Origin of the sequence: Amycolatopsis sp. NPDC059235, assembly GCF_042754125.1 — a bacterium.
Classification (GTDB): domain Bacteria; phylum Actinomycetota; class Actinomycetes; order Mycobacteriales; family Pseudonocardiaceae; genus Amycolatopsis; species Amycolatopsis albidoflava.
Genome location: NZ_JBHZAG010000043.1, coordinates 16515 through 34283 on the forward strand (window position 1 = coordinate 16515; position 17769 = coordinate 34283).

A 17769-nucleotide genomic window follows, 5' to 3' on the forward strand; every position below is an offset into this window, starting at 1 on the left:
ATCACTCACGTGGCTCCACTTTGCCAGCCCGGTCAACCGGTTTTCCAGGCTGCGCCAACACTTTCACGCTCAGCGGCCTTCAAACGCCGCGAACACCGTCACAAAAGCTCGGTGTGATACTTCGCCGCCAACGACTGCGCCCGCTGGCCTTGCTCGGCCTTCTCCGCACTTGCCACTTGCCGGAAGAATTCCTCCTGTCCGGCCGGGGAGCACATGCAGTACATCCGCGCGGGCCGGTCGGAGATGTTGCGGAAGAAGTGCGGCGCGTTGGCCGGGATGTTCACCGTCTCGCCCGCGTGCACGATCGTTTCCTCGCCGCGGAAGGTGAACCGAAGCTCGCCTTCGAGCAGGGTGAACATCTCCTCGAAGTCGTGCCGGTGCGGCGGCGGGCCGCCGCCGGGCGGGACGCGCATGTCGATCAGGCAGTAGCGGCCGTTGGTCTGGTCGCCGGACACCAGGATCGTGTAGCTGTCGCCGACGAGCTCGATGCTCGGCAGGTCGTTCGGGCGCGCGACGGTGAGCTTGCGTCGCGGATCGTCCGGGGGAAGAGAGGTCATCGATTCTCCCTGCGAGGCAACGGAATCCGAAGACGGACGAGTCGGCAGAAAATCCGGAATATTTCGTCCGCTTATTCAGATTAGCCTAAACTGACGGGCAGTGTCCAGGCACCGCAAGGAGACCCGATGTCCCGCCCGCGCAAGGTCCGCAAGGACGCCGAGGCCAACCGCGAACGGCTGCTCGCCTCGGCTGCCGCTGCGGTGCTCCGCGAAGGCCGGCACGTTCCGTTGGCCACTATCGCCGCCGAGGCCGGTCTCGGGATCGGCACGCTCTACCGCAGCTACGCCGACCGCGATGCGTTGCTGCAGGCGCTGGAACACCGCGCGTACGGCCTGCTCAACAGCCTGCTCGACCAGATCGAAGCCGACGAAGACAGCACTGGCCTCGACGCGGTCGCCCGCTATCTCGAAGGCACCGTAGACCTCGCCGACCAGCTGGTGCTGCCGCTGCACGGCGCGCCTCCGCTCGTCACCCCGGAGGCCGTCGCGGCGCGAAAGTCGATTTACCGACGGCTCGGTTTCTTCCTCGCGACCGGGCGTGCGGACGGCAGCATCCGCGGCCAGGTCAACGCCACCGATCTCATCGCGTTCAGCACCCTGCTCACGCAGCCGAAAGCCGCCGTCCTCGACTGGACCCACCTGGCGAGACGGCAGATCGCGCACTTCCTCAACGGCATCGCGACCGCGGGGCCGAGGGAAGTGCCTGGTCCCGCCGTCGAACGCGAGGAAGTCGAGCAGGCCTTCGAGAGCAGGGCGAAGAGTTAGAAGGTCTTCCGAACGATCGGCCATGTTACCGTCGGGCGTCGTCAAGGAGGTGGGGATGCCCGCAGCAGGCACCCGCAAGCCGATGCGCGAACGGTTCCGCGAGCAGGTGCGCGAGGAGGTCAAATTCGTCGCGCTCAACCAGCTCGCGGCCGGCGGTGCGCAGGCGATCTCCATCAACGCCATCGCCAAGCAGCTCGGCGTTTCCGGGCCTGCGTTGTACCGCTACTTCTCGAGCCGCGACGAGCTGCTGACCGTCCTGGTCATCGACGCGTACCACGATCTCCGCGAGGCCATGGCGAACGCCCTCGACACTGACGCACCCGACGCCGAAGCGCGGGTCCGGCTGCTGGCCGCCGCGTATCGGGATTGGGCGCGGGAAGAACCGCACCGGTACGAGCTGCTGTTCAAGGCGCCGTTCCCCGGATACGACGCACACGCCAAGCCGCTCGCCGAAGCGGCCCGGTCGCTGATGGGCGTGGTGCTCGGGGTGTTGCACCACCTCGATTCCGCCACCGTCGAGAAGCCGACGGCGTACGAGAACGAGGAAGTGCTCGACGCCCGGCGCGCGAACACCGAGAACCACCAGCTCGCAGTCGCGCTGTGGTCGCGGCTGCACGGCTTCGTCAGCCTCGAAATCGGCGGCGGCTTCACCGCGATGGGACTCGACGCCGACGCCTTGTTCGAGACCGAAGTACGAGTGCTGACCGACCGAGTACGCCGCGCCTCCTGATCACCGGCGAGACGCGCGAGGCTTCGCCCCCAACGCCACCGCCAGCACGGCCCCGGCCACCATGCACGCGCCGACCACCCACAAACCAGTCCGCTGCGTACCGGTCAGATCGCGCAGCCAACCCGTCATATACGGCGCGACGAACCCGCTCAGGTTGCCCAGTGCGTTGATCAGCGCGATCCCGCCGGCAGCCGCCGCGCCGGACAGGAAGTTCGACGGCAGTGCCCAGAACGTCGGCAGCGCCGCGCACACGCCCATCGCGCAGATGGTCACCGCGGTCATTGTGGCGTAAGGGTTTCCGAGATACAGCGCGACCGGGATCGCCGCGCCGCCGACAAGCATCGGCAGCGCGACGTGCCACGTTCGTTCGCCGGTGCGGTCGCCGTGGCGCGCCCACGGGACCATCACCAACGCACCCGCGACGTACGGGATCGCGTTCACCAAACCGGCCTGCAGCACAGTCAGTTTGGTGCCGAACTCCTCGCCGAACCCGGCGATGATCGTCGGCAGGAAGAAGCCCAGCGCGTACAGGCCGTAGACGACCGCGAAGTACACGAACGCCAGCCCGAGGATCCGCGGATGGGTGAGCGCTTTCCGCAGCGGCCAGTGGTGTTCGGCTTCGGTGGCGCGGCGTTCGGTGTCGAGTTCGTTGGTGAGCCAGTCGCGTTCTTCCGCCGACAGCCACTTCGCGGTTTCCGGCCGGTCGCTCAGGCAGAACCACGTGACGACCGCGAGCAGGATCGCCGGAACGCCTTCGACCAGGAACATGAACCGCCAGCCGGACAGGCCGAAGATGCCGTGCCCGCCGCTGATCAGCAGGCTGGAGACGGTCGAGCCGATCGCGCTCGACACCGGCACCGCGCACATGAACAGCGCGACCGCCTTCGCCCGCTGCGCCGCCGGGAACCAGTACGTCAGATACAGAATGATGCCGGGAAAGAACCCCGCCTCGGCGACGCCGAGCACGAATCGCAGCACCACCAGCGTCGTGGTGTTCGGCACGAACGCCATCGCGACGGCCACCGCGCCCCAGGTGATCATGATCCGCGCGATCCAGCGGCGCGCGCCGAACCGGTGCAGTGCGAGGTTGCTCGGCACCTCGAGGATCAGGTAGCCGATGAAGAAGATCCCCGACGCGAGCCCGAACGCCGTCGCGGTGAGGCCGAGTTCTTTGTTCATCCCGTTCGGACCGGCGAACCCGATGTTGACCCGGTCCAGGTAGTTGACGAAGTACAGCAGCATCAGCAGCGGCATGATCCGCACCGCCGCCTTGGCCATGACCCGGTTGCCCAGTGCGCTCGTCTTCGTCGACATGTCCGGATCTCACCCGCCCGGACCCTGCCGCGTCAAGGTTTTGCGTAATGCTCGGCGACCGCGGCGAACGCCTCCTTCGGTTCCCAGTTCAGCCCCGGGTACGCCGTGCCCGAGCGGTCCTCCAGGACCTTCACCAGGCCGAAGCTGGCGAGGTCGAGATCGTTGCCGCCGGGCCGGTGCGGATAGTTGTAGAGCGCGAACAGGAACACGAACGCACTGTCCACTCCCTCCTCGTCGAAGACCTCCAGCAGTTCGCGCAGATACCCCGCCTGCCCGGCTTCGTCGCGCTCGTACTCGCCGTCGATGCGGAGCGGATCGCCGGTTTCCTTGTCGTACTCGACGATCTCCATGCTCCGCGGCGCGACGTCGCCGGAGCCGTGCCAGGTCGCCGTCCCGAAGCCGGTGATCGCGACCGGCTTCCCTTGCGCCACCAGGGTTCGCACGCCGTCCTGGAAGATCGGCGCGACCTCGGCGGAGCGGATGAGTTCCACCGTGACGAAGTCGAACCGGCTCCAGTCCACCTGCTCGAACTGGATGCACGCGTAGGTGACCGGGCCGTGGAACCGCTCCCGCACCAGCTTGACGGCGATGTCGAGGAACGGGTCGAGCCGCTTGCCCACCGCGGCCAGCCGCTCGGCGCGGCCCTCGGGTTCGGCGAGCAGCAAACTGACCCGTTCCGCGACGTCCTCGCCGGGCAGGAAGCCGTGGTTCATCACGCTCAACTCGACGCCGGTCACGAACACGACGTCCGCTCCGGTGGCGCGCAGCCGTTCCGCACGGGTGGCGCAGTCGGCGAAGAGGGCGAGCATCTCTTCGTGGGTCTGCTCCAGCGGATACGGCGAGAACCAGACCTCCAGCCCCAGGTCGGCCGCCCACTGCGCGGCCCGCTCCAGCCGCTCCGGATCGCCGCCGACGAGATGCACCGCGGTGCAGTGCAGGTCGTCGCGGATGATCGCCAGTTCGCGTTTCACCACCTCCGGTTCGAAGCTCTCCCGCGACGACCGTCCATTGCGGACGAATCCGGTCTCGTACGTCATTCCCTTGCCGCGCATGGCGGTTTCCTCTCGTTCGGGGACGCCGCTCACCCTACGCACGAAACTTGCGTGCACGCAAGTTTGCGCAGGCGCACGAACACTGCGAGACTGGGCACGTGACCGGATTGCGCGAACGGAAGAAGGAGGCCACCCGCGTCGCACTGCGCGAAGCAGCGCTGCGGCTGGCGCTCGAACACGGGCCGGCGAACGTCCGCGTCGACGACATCGCCGAGGCGGCCGGAGTCTCGCCGCGGACCTACAACAACTACTTCTCCAGCCGCGAGGAAGCGATCGTCGCCGCGGTCACCGCGGACCGCGAAAGCCGGATCGCCGCCGCCGTCGCCGAGCGCCTCCCGAAGACCCGGCTGGCCGCGGCGATCATCGACGCGATCGCCGAGCAGTACACCGACCCCGGCGAGCAGAGCCGCGACGCGCTGCTGCTGATCACCACGAATCCCGGGCTGCGTACGGCATTCCTCGACGCTCCGGCCGCGCTGGAAGACCCGCTGGAGGAAGTGATCGCGACCCGGATCGGCGACCCGCAGACCGCGCGCGTGCTGGCCGCGTCCGTCGCGGCGGCGGTGCGGGTCGCGTTGGAGCAGTGGACGCAACCGGCAGGCAACGGCCTGGTCGTGGTGTCCGGGTCACTGCCAGACCTGATGCGGCGCATGCTCGAACCGCTCGTTCCGGCCCTCGACGCCGCAGAGGCCTGAGGGCTCAGACGTCGACCTGCTCGAAGATGTGCGGGTACGACTCGATGTCGTCGGAAGTCTCGGCCGCCAGGCGCTGGAATTCCGGACTGCCGAACGCGGCCGCGAGCGCCCCGGTCGATTCCCAGACCGCGACGTTCATCAGCAGCTGACTGCCCGCCGTTCCGCGGTGCATCTGGAGCGAGACGAATCCGGGCTGAGCCTTCATGTACTCGGCCTGCTTCTTGAAAATGGCCAGGAACTCTTCAGTCTTCCCCTCCGGGACTACGAAGGTGTTGGCCAGGACGATCGGTCCGGTCTTCTCCTTGAACTGAGCGAACATCGGCGTGCGCGGGTCGAGGCTCTGCAACTTGGCCATTTCGGTACTTCTCCTTGCTGGTGACTGAATCTAGCGTTGCTAGCTGTTGAGGCAACGCTAGCACTGCTGCCGCTCGGTTGTCTAGCAGCGCTAGCGCTAGGCCAGGCCGGTGAATCCCCGCCCGCCCCGCATTCAGCTTGGACATTCTCTTCACAAATTTGTGAAAGCTGTGTACCTTCTGAACTATTCAGAGGGGAAGGAGCGACGATGACCCGTCAGGCAGGACTCCCGCTCGAAAGGGGCGCGTGTCCGTTCGATCCGGCGCCGGCCCAGCGCACCCAGGCTCCGGTCGAGCCGCTGACGTATCCGGACGGCGGTCAAGGCTGGCTCGTCACCGGATATCAGGAGGTGCGGGCAGTCCTCTCGGACAAGCGGATGTCCGCGCGAGTGGAGCTGTCGAAGATCCCGCTCGACTTCGGCCCGTTGCCGGAACCGAAACCAGCGGATCCGGGGGTGTTCAGCGGAATGGACGACCCGGACCACCACCGCTACCGCAAGCTGCTCACCGGGGCGTTCACCGTGCACCGGATGCGGAAGCTGGAGGACCGCGTCGCCGAGATCGTCGACGACCACCTCGACGCGATGGCCGCCGCGGACGGTCCGGTCGACCTGGTGGAAGCGTTTGCGCGACCGGTTCCGTCACTGGTGATCTGCGAACTGCTCGGCGCGCCGTACGAGCGCCGCGCCGAATTCGACAGGTTCACCACCACGATGTTCTCCAAGGACGTCCCGATCGCCGAGCGGATCGACGCCACCCAGGGCGTCGTCGCGTTCATCGCCGGGCAGATCGAGGAGAAGCGGGCGGCGCCGAGCGACGATCTGCTGTCCGACCTGGTCCGCGGCGGCGAGCTGACCGACGAGGAACTCGCCAACATCGGCATGATGCTGCTGGTCGCCGGGTTCGAGACGACCCGCAACATGATCGCGCTCGGCACGCTGGCGCTGCTGGAAAACCCGGAGCAGCTGGCGAAGTTCAAGGCCGACCCGGAGCTCACCGCGGGCACGGTCGAGGAACTGCTGCGCTACCTCAGCGTGATCCACATCGGCCCGATCCGCACCGCGCTGGAGGACGTCGAACTCGGCGGCGTGGCGATCAAGGCGGGCGACCCGATCGTCGTGTCGCTGCCGGTGGCCAACCGGAATCCGGAGAAGTTCCCGGACCCGGACGAGCTGGACGTCACCCGGAAAGCGGCCGGGCAGCTGGCTTTTGGGCACGGCGTGCACCAATGCCTCGGGCAGCAGCTGGCCAGGGTCGAGATGCGGACCGCGCTGTTCCGGCTGTTCGCGCGGTTCCCCGGCCTGCGGCTCGCGGTGCCGTTCGCCGAGGTTGACTTGCCGCACGATGCGTCGATTTACGGTCCGGTGCGGCTGCCGGTGACCTGGTAGCGGGAGTAGCCTGGCAGCGGCGGATCGAACACCGGAATCGAGGTTTTCCGCGCTGTGCATGGGATTGCGTTGATCGGCGCCTTCACGTTCGTCTGGTTCGGGATGGTGCTCGCCATCTCGTTCCTGGAAGCCCCGCTGAAGTTCCGCGCGCCGGGGGTGACCATCCCGATCGGCCTCGGCATCGGCCGGTTGGTGTTCCGGGCCTTGAACCTCGCCGAGATTGTGCTCGCGGCGGGGGTGGTGGTCTCCGTGGTGGTCGGGCAGCCGGGGGCCGCCGTGACAGTGCTGGCGGCGGTGGCTGTCGTGGTGCTGATCGGGCAACTGGGAGCGGTCCGTCCGGCGTTGAACCGGCGGACGGACCGCGTCCTCGCCGCCCCGGAAGGCGTGGAGCTGCCGCGGTCTCGGGCGCATTTCGTTTACATCGCAACGGAAACCGTGAAGGTTCTCGTACTGCTGGCGCTCGGAATCCTGACCGTGGCCGGTTAGCGGATCACGCGAACCCTTCCAGTTCGGCGATGCGGCGGAACACCTCACGCGTGTCCACCCGCTCCATCTCCGGGTCGAGTTCGTAGTACACCGCAAGCACATTCTGCGCGAGACGGCCGTGCTCGTCGAGGTCCGCGAACCGGCCAAGCGAGATGTCGCGCATCGCCTCCTCCGGGGTCATCCCCCGGCGGTGGCGGTCGGCGGCCTCGGCTTGCACCCACTGCAGGTAGTCGAGGACCGAGCGGATGCCGTCGGCGTCGGTGACCGGGCCGTGGCCGGGGACGACGAACTCGGCGTCCATCGCCAGCATCGCGTCGCAGGCGGCGATCCAGTTCGACACCGGGCCTGCCCAGGTGATCGGGGTGCCGCCGATGAACAACAGGTCGCCGGCGTACAGCACGCCCTCGTCCGGAACCAGCACGACGCTGTCGCCCTCGGTGTGCGCGGGGCCGAGACAGCGGATTTCCACTGCCACACCGCCGATGTCGAGCTTCAGCTGTTCGGCGAACGTCCGGGTCGCGTAGGTCGCGGTGATGGAGTCGAAGTCGAACGGGTGGAGGATGTGCTGGGCGAACCGGCCGAGCGGACCTTCCTGATGCACCAGGCCGCGCATGAGGTCGGGGCCATTGGTGCGCATTTCTTCCGCCGTGGCCTCGGACGCGACGATGGAGGCGTCGGCGACCAGTTCGTTTCCGAACCAGTGGTCCCCGTTGGCGTGTGTGTTCACGACTGTCTTGATTGGACTGTCTACTGTGGTTTCGTGCAGACCGGTCAGCATTTCCCGGGTCATCGGCACGTCGAAGAGAGTGTCGACGAGAAGGGATTCGCCGGCCCCGGCGATCAGCCCGGCATTGCTCCAGCCCCACGTTCCGTCCGGGACCAGCCAAGCCGAGCAGTGTTCGGTGAGCCGGTGATGTCCTTTGGTGTAGGGAATTTCTTTGGGCATGGCTACCTCCTAGTGAACGTGCACCTCGGGTGCACCGTGATATGAAGCCAATCCCGCGCCTTCCGGCGGGATCTGCCGTTGCCCCACCGGGTTTCGCAGCACCCCGACGCCAGAGGCGGCAAGTTCCACCACGTCGCCCGGCTGGATCCAGCGGTCCAATTCCAGCCCGCACCCGCCGCCGACGGTGCCGAGCCCGAAAAACTCCCCCGGATAGACGTCTTCGTCCAGCGACGCCCACGCGAGCACCTCGGCGAAGGAGAACTGCCGGTCCTTTGTGGACCCGGAAGCCCAGACCTCGCCGTTGACCGTCGCCGACATTTGCACCGCCCATTCGTCGACCTCGTCCATGGTGAGCACGCACGGGCCCATCGCGGTGCAGAAGTCTTTTCCTTTGGAGGGCCCGATCGTCATGCTCATCTCGAACAGCTGGATGTCGCGGGCGCTGACGTCGTTGAAAATCGTGACGCCGGCGATGCGTCCGGCAGCCTCGGCCGGAGTGAGGTTTTTGCCGCCGCCAGAGGTGAAGAAACCGAGTTCGAGCTCGAAATCGAGCTGCTCGGTGTAGGACGGCCACAGCAACGGCTCCTCCGGGCCGATCACCGTCTCGACGTTGGCCTTGTAGCAAATCGGCATCGCCGCGAAGGCAGGCGGAACAGCGAGGCCGGAGCCGGAGGCATGCTGGGTGTAGGTGAGATAGTCGCGAATCCGGCGCGGCCTCGGCACCGGGGCGAGCAGCCGGACTTCCTCCTGCGGAAGCACTGCCGGATGACCTTCGTCGATCAACAAGTCGCCTTTTTCCGCCGCGGCGTCTGCCAGCTGAAGCGCCTGCTCAGCCCTGGCGCGCGCCTCGGCCCCGCCCTCGAAGAAGGCAACCATCTCGGCCGGGACTTCGGCTCCGGCCTTCGCCGCCCGCAAGACGCGCGCCGGATCCACCACGACGTCGCCGTGCAGCACACCGAGCCGGGCCGTACCCGCGGATTCGTAGGTGACCAACCACATCGCCGCCTCCTTGAACTGGAGTATAAGTTTGGACTTGAGTCCAACTTATGCCGCGACGTAAGTAGCGTCAAGGGGTCGTTCAGCAGGCGCCGGGAGGAAATGATGGTTGACTGCCAGACATGACGGCAGAAGCGACGGGCGACCGGCGAACCAGGCAGCGACACGAACGCCGGGACCGGCTGTTCCAGGCGGCCGTGGAGCTGTTCGTGGAGCGCGGCTACGACAACACCACGATGGAGGACATCGCCGAACGCGCCGACACCGCGCGCGCCACCGTGTTCAACCACTTCCAGCGCAAGACCGCGTTCCTGGACGAGTGGAGCCTCCGGCGGCGGGAACGCGCGATGACCGCGGTGCGCGCCGAGAACCTGGAGGACCGGCCGCTGCGCGAGGTGCTCAGCCGGTACCTGATCGAACTGGCGCGCAACAGCCTCGACTCCCGAGCGGAGACGATCGCCTGCATGGGCGCGGCGATCCACTCGACCAACGTGTTCGGCAACCCGGAACTGGCCCGCGAGTTCGGCACGTTCGTCGCACGGGCGCAGGAGGCTGGCGAGATCCGCGCGGACATTGATCCGGCGCAGGCTGGGTTGTTGCTGGCTACGTCTTATTTCGGGACGCTGAGCTCGTGGATCGAGAGCGAGGCTGCTCCGTTTGATCTGCAGGAGCATTTGCTGAACATGGTGGAGATGATCCTGCGCGGGATCGCGGTTCGGTAGCTGCTCGCGAGTCAGGTCGCGGGGAGCATCAGCATCGAGCCGTCTTCCCAGTACAAGCTCGCCGGAGAAGGGCTCCACCGCGGGCGATCGGGGCCTCGGCCGCTCCATACGATGGTCGGTTCCGCGTCGGGGCCGGTCAGTTCGGCGATCGCCAGCTGGGTTTGCCCTCGGACTATGGCGATTTCACCGGAGTGCGGTTTCAGTGCTTCGGCGACCCGGTAAGCCTGTCCGGCCGCCGGGCCGCTCGGTATCGCGGCATGTCGTTTCGGGCCTTGCCGGGTGAAAAGCCGGGTCAATCCCCAGATCGCGACAAAGGGCCAGGTGATGGCGGAGAACACTTCGACGAAGAACTCCCCGATCTCCGCGAGGCAACCGCCCGGGCCGTTCCCTCGCGCAGCACCGCGTTCCCGCTTTCCGCGACGGTCCCGTCGCGAACCGACCGTTACCCGGCCCATCCCGAAGACCTGCACCGGCTCGCGCCAGGCGGCTTCGAAGTGCTGCTGTGCCTGCGTGATCAGGTGTTCGTCCATCAGCCCACCCATGAGACGGTGTCAAAGATGTCGAGCGCCAGCACGGCGACGTGTTCCCAATCCTGCCAGTTGTTCGAGCACACAGCCACCATGGCGATCGAAGTGCCTCTCGGGTCTGGTATCCAGGCTGCCACCTGTCGTTGCAGGACAGGCACCTTCACGCTGTCCACATCGTCGCGCAGGATGGTCTTCTCCTCCTGAACGGTGACGACAGCTTTCCCGGCGGGAAGATCGACCAGTCGTGTCGATCGGCCCTCGGACGTCGCGTGCATGCCCAGCAGCCCTTCGATGGCGACGTCGACCGACTCATGGTCGGATGGAATGCACGAGCTCGCCAGCACCGGCATGATCGGCCGGTCTGCAGCGTCTGGCGAACGGTAGATCGCTATCGCCGCGTAGCCGATACCCTGCGATCCCATGGTTTCGCCGTAGAGGGCGTAGGTGTTGGCGAGCATGGCCGCGCTGGGATCGTCGGCGGCCAGACCGAACGCGCCGGCGACCCGGGCGTCGAGGTCGTGCTTCTCAACCCCGTCGACGTCGATGTCGTCTACCGGAAGTTCCACGAAGCCGTCCGGAACGCTGAAGGTGAATTCACGAGTCACAAGGTCACCTTCCCGTCGCGACACGGTCGAAGATCTGGCCAGCGGACTGTGTCAGCTGCCCGTTCACCACGTCGCCGACGAAGTCCTTCGCGGAATCCTCGGCTCGCTCGATATAGGGCTCAGCGACCCACTTGCCGCCCATGATGGCGCCCTTTTCCACCGCACCCCATGCCGCTGCTCCTGCGGCTCCCGCGCTGTGTTCCATCTTGAGAATCGGGCCGCCTACCCATTTGTCGAACTTGGTGCCCCAGCCAAGGGCAGTCTGGATAAGGCCTTCGTCGTGCAAGACGTTGCGCGCTGCGCCCGCGCCTTTGGCGATGGCTTGGCCCACGCCCTTGGCTTCTTTGGCCGCGCTGGTCACACCCTTGATGACCTTAGGACCGACTTTGGCCGCGCCAATCGCACCCTTTGCCGTACCGCCGCCCGGAATCATGCCGACCGCATCGAACGCGATGCTGGACCAGCTGACGTTCGCCCCGGCCGCTTTGGCCAGCGCGTGCGTTGCCATCGCACCGGCGCTGAACCCGATCGCAGCCGCGGCGACGACCTCTCCGACGATCGGGATGGCGGCAGTGAAGGGCGCGATAGTGCTGAGGACCGTGCCGATGGTCGACAGGACGTCGCCGATCTTAGCGATGACGTCCGCGTGGTCCTTGACCCAGTTCCACACCTTCCCCGCGAGATTCTTGATGCCGTCGGCGATCTTTCCGATGGCGTCGCCGATCTTGTCGAGGAGGCCGGGTTCTTCCGGTGCCTCGTCCTTGGCTTTGCGCAGCGCTGCGGCGACCTGGCCGGCTAAGTCCAGATGCTGCGAGTGCAAGCGCTTGGCGTGCTCCCGGATCGCGTCCAGCTCCTGCTGCGCCTCGTCGAGCTTCTGCTGGGCATGCCCGAGCGCTTCCTGCGCCTGCTGGAATTGCGCCGGGTCGGTGAACGTCTGCCCGGCCAGCCCGAGATGGGGATTCGACCGAGCTGAAACAACCTGCGTTTGAGCTGCTTGGGCCTGCTGCTCCAGGTCGGCGGCCTGGCTCTGCATCGTGCGCAGGTCGTCAGCCCAATTGCTCAATGTTCCTGACGCGCCGGAGAGCGACCGGTGCGCTTTGTCCAGATAGTCGGGAACTTCTCCGACAGTCTTCTGGAAAGCCTGAGCGCCATCGCCTTCCCAAAAACTGTCCGATTTCCCGAGCTTGGTGAGATCCTCGTATGCCTGTCCCATCTCGGCCGCGACTTTGCCCAAGGTAGCGGCAACGTCCGAGACGGTAGCGATCGTGCCCGGCGCGGGATCGAACCCGAGAGCAGGATAGTTCCCCGTTTGCACGGGTGAGGCAGCGTCGGCGATACGGTCCCAGTTCATGCCCTCCGCCCCTCGAGCCGATCGTTGATAGCCGACGGCGCGGCGGGCGGTGCTGCCGGAATGCCTTGGCCGCCTGCTTTTCCGAGTGTCTCAGTCACCTTGTGTTCCATGTCCGCGTAAACCTGCTTGGCTTTCGACAGACCTTCGGCGACGACACCCGAGAACTCGGCGATCTTGCCGATTCCGTACTCCCACCGATCCTGGAACTCCCCGCCTGCGGAGTCGATATCACGACTTCCCATGTCGGCGGGAGAGGAGTTCTTGAGCGCGTTGTTCGCGTTCGTCATGCGCTCTTTCGCCTGCTGCAGCGTCGTGATGAGCGTGCTCATCTGCTCCAGATTGACCCGATAGCCTTGACTCGACATCTACGTCTCCCCACGTTGGCGTCGAACGTCAGGTGAACCTATTCCCTCAATTCACACGACAGAAAGCCACGAAATGACCATGGTTCCGTTTGGTCCGGGTGCTCGCACGCTGCCGGCCGGGACCAGCGGCACTGGCGGCCAGCCTGTCGAGATAGCCGGCCTGACGCGGTCCAAACCGCTCTGCACGTCCGGAATGACGAAGCCCCCTCTCAGTGCCCGGCCGCCCTGCCATCCGAGCAGTCCCGGCACGCCCCCTGCCTGCGGTTCGCTTTATCCCCTCTACGGTACGACAGTGCGTAGTCGCGCTGTCACTCTAACTTCGAGAGGACGCAGTTGTCAGCAAAACTCGCAACTGCTGTCGCCGATATCGGCTTGACCAGCTGATCTCCCGACGTCGAACCCGGGTGAATCCTACCGCGCGCAGGCAGCGCCGCATGGTGGTCGAGGCAAGCAGAAGCACGATGGCAGCAGGTGGATCGAACTGGTTCGCGAATGCGACTTGAGCCGAGATACTAACGCCGAACCCCTGCGATCCCGGACAGCAACTCGCCCATGTCCACCACCACGCGCGATTCGCCGCCGTCCAACGGCACCGCAGTGATCCGGCCGCCTAAGTCGGACACGTAAGCGACTTCGTCATCCACCGCCAGCCCGATCGCCTCGGTGAAACCGCTCGCCAAAATCTCCGGTTCGGCGCCCTTCTCTCCCGGGCCGGGGAGCGGCGCGCGGTTCAGTGTGTTTCCCTTCGGAGCCGCGCCACGGTCGGTCCAGTACAGGTACCCGCCATGGATTTCCAGGTCGATCGGCTCTGGCAGGTGGTCCCACAGGGTCTCGACATCGGACCGGTCGCGAGCGGTCTCGCCTGAAGGAATCTCCAGCCCAGCACGGAAAATTCGGCCGACGCCGCCCTTGGCCGGGCCCTTCTGGGTCCAATAAAGATGCGTCGAGTCCACAGTGACGCCGACGCATTCCTGCATCCCGCTGTCGTCCGGCTCGTTCACGATCAGATCCGTGAGCCCGGTGCCATCCGGACGCACCCGGGTGATTCGGTAGCCTTCCCGGTCACCCCAGTATAGAGAACCGTTGTACGCCAACTGTTTCCCGGTAGTCAGAGTTCCATTCGGGACCACATCGCGCGCACCGGTGCCATCGAAGGACACCGCGTGCAGGCCGCCATTGCGGGCCGAGTAGTCGAGGCCAGCTTCGCCCGGCACCGAAGGGTCGCGCGTAGGCATCCCCATTGTGGTCCAATAAACAGTGCCATCGGCGACGACAACTCCGTCCGGCGAGACACCGGCTTCTTTGTACAGCGGGGTAACCTGCCCGTCGGGAAGTCCGACGCGGTAAATCGTCCCGGTGCGAATGCCCAGCACCACTAGCTCGCTGAACATGTCACCTCCACTCTGGACGGTGCGATCCCCTCGGGATCAAAGGATTCGTGTAATAGCCCGGAGTCTCCGACATCCGGATCTGCTCGGTGACGCCGCGATAGCGACCGAGCGGGGTGTCCGCGGTGAACGTCTCGGGGTCGAAGTATTCGTGTCCGGGAGCGACACCGGCGACTTCAGCGGCGTAACCCTTGTCGAAGATTCCCAGGCTCAGCAACCACAAAGCGACGCGGGTCAGCGAAACCTGCACCCGATAAGAACCGCCCCATTCCGCGCGGAGCATGAGGGCGCGCAGGATTCCCAGCTGCAGGAACCATGAAGTGATGTAGTCGTTCACCACCGGCACCGCGGGCAGCGACGGGACGCCGCCCTCGCCTTCCAGCAGCATGACGCCTGCCAGGCAACCGGCGGTCTGGTCGAAGCCGACGCGGCCGGACCACGGGCCGCTGCTGCCGTTGAGCGTCACTTCGGCGTGGATGATCCCGGGGCGGATCTCGGCGGCGGTTTCCGCGTCTAACCCATGGCGCGCAAGATATCCCGGGCGGCGGTTGGCGTAGAAGATGTCGGCACCGGTGAGCAGCCAGTGCATTCGCTCCTGGTCGGCCGGGCGGCGAAAGTCGAGGCGGGTGGAGCGAACGCCCACATTGGACGTCGCATAGAGCAGCGGGAGTTCGTATTCGCCGGGATCCCAGACGTTCAGGACGTCCGCGCCATGCAAAGCCAGCGCACGGCCACAGCCAGCACCTGCGATGATGTGTGCTCGGCCCAGGGCGCGAATTCCTTCTAGCGGCGTGGAAGGGTTGGGATGCAACGGTTCCGGCGGGCTGTCGCCGATCCGCTCGACGATTACCGGCGGCATCGTCGACAGCACCGACTGGTACTGCTCGGTCGCCATCAGCTCTTCGGTCGTGCGCACCACCGGCATGATGACGCCCGCGGCCTCGGAGGCGTCCTCCAGTTCGAACGAGTTCCACTGCGAGATCGCTTGCCGCACCACGGCATCCCGTTCGGGGACGCCGAGCAGCGCGGCCGCGTCGTTGCGCAGCTTCGGGTACGGGCTGATCGGGTGCACCCAGCGTCCGTCCGAAGTGGAGTAGAACCGATCCGTGCCGAAGGCGGGATCGACGCGTGCCGGATCGCCTTGCGGGTAGCCGTCGAGCAGTTCCCATTTCTTGTCGTAGAACGGGCACAGCCGGTGCGGCGCGGTTCGCAGGTCCATCGAAATGTCCTGCCCGCGTCCGCCGCGCAGCTGCCAGATTTTCGCCACCGCAACGGATTTCGCCGCCAGCGCGATGGACGTCGCCCCGGCCAGCCGCAGTGCGCCCGGCAGGATCGGGTCGGCTCCGGTGAATTCGATCCGGCCGCCGGCGTCGGATTCTTGCAAGCCGACTGAGCCGAGGAGGTCCGCCAGCGGTTGGTGCAGGTCGTACTCGTCGGTGGTGGCTGGCTTGGCGAGCGCGGCTTCGAGGTGCTCGGTGAGAGTCATTCCTTCTCCAGCGCGTCCAGCAGCGCGCGGGTACGGCTGTCTCGCGCTTCGACCCTCGACGTGTACGTGTCCGCGGTGCCGTAGGTCTGCTCGACCTCGTCGATCACCGCGTCGAGGTGTTCCCGGTCCGGGCGGCCGATCTCGAACTTCATCTGCGAGCCGACGTGGCCCACCAGGTGCCGGATCCCGTCCGGGCCGCCGCCGAGGTGCATGCTCTCGAACGGCCCGATGGTCGCCCACCGCGGCCCGAGCGAGGCCTTGACCAGCTCGTCCAGGTCCGCCGCGGAAATCACGCCCTGCTGCACGAGGTACATCGCCTGGTCGTTGAAGACCTTCTGCAGCCGGTTCCCGACGAAGCCGGGCACTTCCTTCTTCAGCGTGATCGGCTTCTTGCCCAGGCCCCGGTAGACCTCGACAGCCTTCGCCACGGTCTCCGAAGAGGTCGAAACTCCGGGCACCACCTCGACCAGCGGCATCAGTTCGGGCGGGTTGAACGGGTGCCCGATCACGATCCGCGAGGCCGCTGCGTTGCCCTCGGCGATCACCGAGGGCAACAGCGACGACGAGGAGGACGCCAGTACTACGTCGTCGCGCGTGGCGGCGGCGAGCGTCGCGAACATTTCCCGCTTCAGCTCGATCCGCTCCGGGCCCGACTCCTGGACGAAGTCGGCGCCGTCAGCGGCTTCCGCGAGGTCCGCGACTGCCGTGGCGGGCAGCCCGGCGAGGTCTCGAGCGACGATCTCCCGCAGGTCCGGGCGCGGATCGGTGACTCGCACCGTCCAGCCCGCCTCGGCGAACAGCCGAGCCCACGACACTCCGATGACCCCAGCGCCGACGATCGCGACGACCGGCATGGCGCACTCCTTTCTCAGGCGGTGACCGCGTCCGCGTTGTTGAGCAGCGCGCTCGGCGGCGTCAGCAACGCGTCCGACGCTAGCGCGCGGCGACGGGCCGCGCTCACTCCGCCGTAACTCTCCGTAATGGCAACCAGTCGCGCCGCGTGGTGCGCGACCTCTGATTCGTAAGTCATTCCGATCCCGCCGTGCAGCTGGACAATCTCCTCGGCGGTCGCGGTCGCCGCGTCGGACACGAACACGAACGCGTCGTCAGCCACGGCGTCGAGGTCCACTGTGGACGCACCCTTGTCGTATGCCTCGACCGTCGCGGTGGCCCACAGCGCCAGCGAACGAGCCAGCTCGACCTTCGCGTACAGGTCGGCGGCACGGTGCACGAGCGCCTGGAACGCCGACAGCGGAACGCCGAACTGCTTGCGGGTCTTGAGGTATTCGACGGTCATCGCGAGCCCGGTCTCCATCAGGCCGATCGCCTCACCGGTCACCGCGATCCGCGCCCGCGAGAACGCGCGACGCAACGCAGCCGGTGCGTCGGAGTCCGCGGTGCCGAGCAGAACCGCTGGCGTACCAGCGAATTCGACCTGCGACGTGTGGCCCCAGTCCGCGGCCCGGCCGTCGACCCGAGTGATGCCTTCCGCGGTCGCCTCGACCAGGTACACCCCGGTCCGGCCGTTCTCGTCGACCGCGGTGACCAGGAACTTGTCGGCCTGATCGGCGTTGCGCACCGGCGACTTCACGCCAGTCAGCGCGGAACCGGCCGCCGACACCGACGGCGCGACGCCCCACGGACGTCCCGGCTCGGCGTGCGCGACCGCGATCGTGGTGCCACCGGCGGCGAGCACCGGCAGCAGCGCCTTGACCTGGTCGTCAGTACCCAGCTCGGTGATGATCCACGACGGCAGGAACACGCCGTCGAGCAGCGGTTCGGCCGCCGCGTGCTTGCCCATCGCCTCCAGCGACGCGTAGACCTCGACCGGGCCGGCGTCGGCGCCGTCGTGGTCGCCGGAGATCGGGAGGCCGGCGAGACCCAGCTCGCCGAGGGTGTTCCAGACCTGGTCGTTCCAGCCGAGTTCGCTGCTCGTCGCGGCCGCGCGGCCGCCTGCCGGGTAGCCGCGGCCGACCGCCGTGTCGACGGTCTCGAACAGCAGCTTCTGGTCTTCGTTGAATTCGAGGTTCATGAGTCGCCGTC

General features: G+C 66.7%; 20 protein-coding genes. 6 read left to right on the forward strand and 14 right to left on the reverse strand.

Going from position 1 to position 17769, the window contains the following annotated elements; all coding sequences use genetic code 11:
• Window positions 1-98: 98 nt before the first annotated feature.
• Window positions 99-557, reverse strand: a complete 459-nt coding sequence (locus tag ACFXI3_RS25810; RefSeq protein WP_344280955.1) for a cupin domain-containing protein — start codon at window positions 555-557, stop codon at window positions 99-101.
• 126 nt (window positions 558-683) lie between these two features.
• On the opposite strand from ACFXI3_RS25810, the gene ACFXI3_RS25815 reads away from it, so the two are divergent.
• The gene (locus ACFXI3_RS25815) at window positions 684-1322 is read left to right on the forward strand and encodes a TetR/AcrR family transcriptional regulator (RefSeq protein WP_378402779.1); all 639 of its coding nucleotides are present in this window, start codon (window positions 684-686) and stop codon (window positions 1320-1322) included.
• Window positions 1323-1377: 55 nt separating this feature from the next.
• Window positions 1378-2052, forward strand: coding sequence for a TetR/AcrR family transcriptional regulator (locus tag ACFXI3_RS25820; RefSeq protein ID WP_378402781.1), 675 nt, complete (start codon window positions 1378-1380; stop codon window positions 2050-2052).
• On the opposite strand, the gene ACFXI3_RS25825 is transcribed toward ACFXI3_RS25820, so the two are convergent.
• Complete coding sequence (locus ACFXI3_RS25825; protein ID WP_378402783.1) at window positions 2053-3366, reverse strand: MFS transporter; 1314 nt, start codon at window positions 3364-3366, stop codon at window positions 2053-2055.
• A 32-nt stretch (window positions 3367-3398) separates the two neighbouring features.
• A complete protein-coding gene (locus ACFXI3_RS25830; protein WP_378402874.1) occupies window positions 3399-4418 on the reverse strand; it encodes a hypothetical protein in 1020 nt (339 codons plus the stop codon).
• Window positions 4419-4516: 98 nt separating this feature from the next.
• Here ACFXI3_RS25830 and ACFXI3_RS25835 point away from each other — a divergent pair, with 98 nt between their 5' ends.
• On the forward strand, window positions 4517-5113 hold the full coding sequence (locus ACFXI3_RS25835) for a TetR/AcrR family transcriptional regulator (RefSeq protein WP_378402785.1): 597 nt from the start codon (window positions 4517-4519) through the stop codon (window positions 5111-5113).
• A gap of 4 nt (window positions 5114-5117) precedes the next feature.
• Here the strand turns inward: ACFXI3_RS25835 and ACFXI3_RS25840 are convergent, their stop codons facing one another.
• Complete coding sequence (locus ACFXI3_RS25840; RefSeq protein ID WP_378402787.1) at window positions 5118-5468, reverse strand: antibiotic biosynthesis monooxygenase family protein; 351 nt, start codon at window positions 5466-5468, stop codon at window positions 5118-5120.
• Between the two features lie 207 nt (window positions 5469-5675).
• On the opposite strand from ACFXI3_RS25840, the gene ACFXI3_RS25845 reads away from it, so the two are divergent.
• Window positions 5676-6854 (forward strand): cytochrome P450, encoded by a 1179-nt coding sequence (locus ACFXI3_RS25845; RefSeq protein WP_378402789.1) that lies wholly within the window; start codon window positions 5676-5678, stop codon window positions 6852-6854.
• A gap of 102 nt (window positions 6855-6956) precedes the next feature.
• Window positions 6957-7340 (forward strand): hypothetical protein, encoded by a 384-nt coding sequence (locus ACFXI3_RS25850; protein WP_378402875.1) that lies wholly within the window; start codon window positions 6957-6959, stop codon window positions 7338-7340.
• A gap of 4 nt (window positions 7341-7344) precedes the next feature.
• Here ACFXI3_RS25850 and ACFXI3_RS25855 read toward each other — a convergent pair whose 3' ends face one another.
• Entirely contained in the window at window positions 7345-8286 is a 942-nt protein-coding gene (locus ACFXI3_RS25855) for an MBL fold metallo-hydrolase (RefSeq protein WP_378402791.1), read from the reverse strand.
• 9 nt (window positions 8287-8295) lie between these two features.
• The gene (locus ACFXI3_RS25860) at window positions 8296-9285 is read right to left on the reverse strand and encodes a fumarylacetoacetate hydrolase family protein (RefSeq protein WP_378402793.1); all 990 of its coding nucleotides are present in this window, start codon (window positions 9283-9285) and stop codon (window positions 8296-8298) included.
• Window positions 9286-9404: 119 nt separating this feature from the next.
• Here ACFXI3_RS25860 and ACFXI3_RS25865 point away from each other — a divergent pair, with 119 nt between their 5' ends.
• Window positions 9405-10004, forward strand: coding sequence for a helix-turn-helix domain-containing protein (locus ACFXI3_RS25865; RefSeq protein ID WP_344280982.1), 600 nt, complete (start codon window positions 9405-9407; stop codon window positions 10002-10004).
• A gap of 11 nt (window positions 10005-10015) precedes the next feature.
• Here the strand turns inward: ACFXI3_RS25865 and ACFXI3_RS25870 are convergent, their stop codons facing one another.
• The 8 genes from ACFXI3_RS25870 to ACFXI3_RS25905 all read right to left on the reverse strand — a co-directional run bounded on the left by ACFXI3_RS25870 (window position 10016) and on the right by ACFXI3_RS25905 (window position 17758).
• Window positions 10016-10534, reverse strand: a complete 519-nt coding sequence (locus ACFXI3_RS25870; RefSeq protein ID WP_378402795.1) for a hypothetical protein — start codon at window positions 10532-10534, stop codon at window positions 10016-10018.
• Window positions 10534-11136, reverse strand: a complete 603-nt coding sequence (locus ACFXI3_RS25875) for a hypothetical protein (RefSeq protein ID WP_378402797.1) — start codon at window positions 11134-11136, stop codon at window positions 10534-10536. Before ACFXI3_RS25875 ends, ACFXI3_RS25870 begins: the two co-directional genes overlap by 1 nt.
• 4 nt (window positions 11137-11140) lie before the next feature.
• Window positions 11141-12487 (reverse strand): putative T7SS-secreted protein, encoded by a 1347-nt coding sequence (locus tag ACFXI3_RS25880; protein ID WP_378402799.1) that lies wholly within the window; start codon window positions 12485-12487, stop codon window positions 11141-11143.
• Window positions 12484-12816, reverse strand: a complete 333-nt coding sequence (locus tag ACFXI3_RS25885; protein ID WP_378402800.1) for a hypothetical protein — start codon at window positions 12814-12816, stop codon at window positions 12484-12486. Before ACFXI3_RS25885 ends, ACFXI3_RS25880 begins: the two co-directional genes overlap by 4 nt.
• 548 nt (window positions 12817-13364) lie before the next feature.
• Window positions 13365-14243, reverse strand: a complete 879-nt coding sequence (locus ACFXI3_RS25890; RefSeq protein WP_378402802.1) for a hypothetical protein — start codon at window positions 14241-14243, stop codon at window positions 13365-13367.
• Window position 14244: 1 nt separating this feature from the next.
• Window positions 14245-15726 carry a CoA transferase gene (locus ACFXI3_RS25895; protein ID WP_378402804.1) on the reverse strand — a complete coding sequence of 494 codons (1482 nt, stop codon included), beginning with the start codon at window positions 15724-15726 and terminating at the stop codon, window positions 14245-14247.
• A complete protein-coding gene (locus tag ACFXI3_RS25900; protein WP_378402806.1) occupies window positions 15723-16580 on the reverse strand; it encodes a 3-hydroxyacyl-CoA dehydrogenase NAD-binding domain-containing protein in 858 nt (285 codons plus the stop codon). The genes ACFXI3_RS25895 and ACFXI3_RS25900 overlap by 4 nt, the downstream gene beginning before the upstream one ends.
• 14 nt (window positions 16581-16594) lie before the next feature.
• Complete coding sequence (locus ACFXI3_RS25905; RefSeq protein ID WP_378402808.1) at window positions 16595-17758, reverse strand: acyl-CoA dehydrogenase family protein; 1164 nt, start codon at window positions 17756-17758, stop codon at window positions 16595-16597.
• Window positions 17759-17769: the final 11 nt, after the last annotated feature.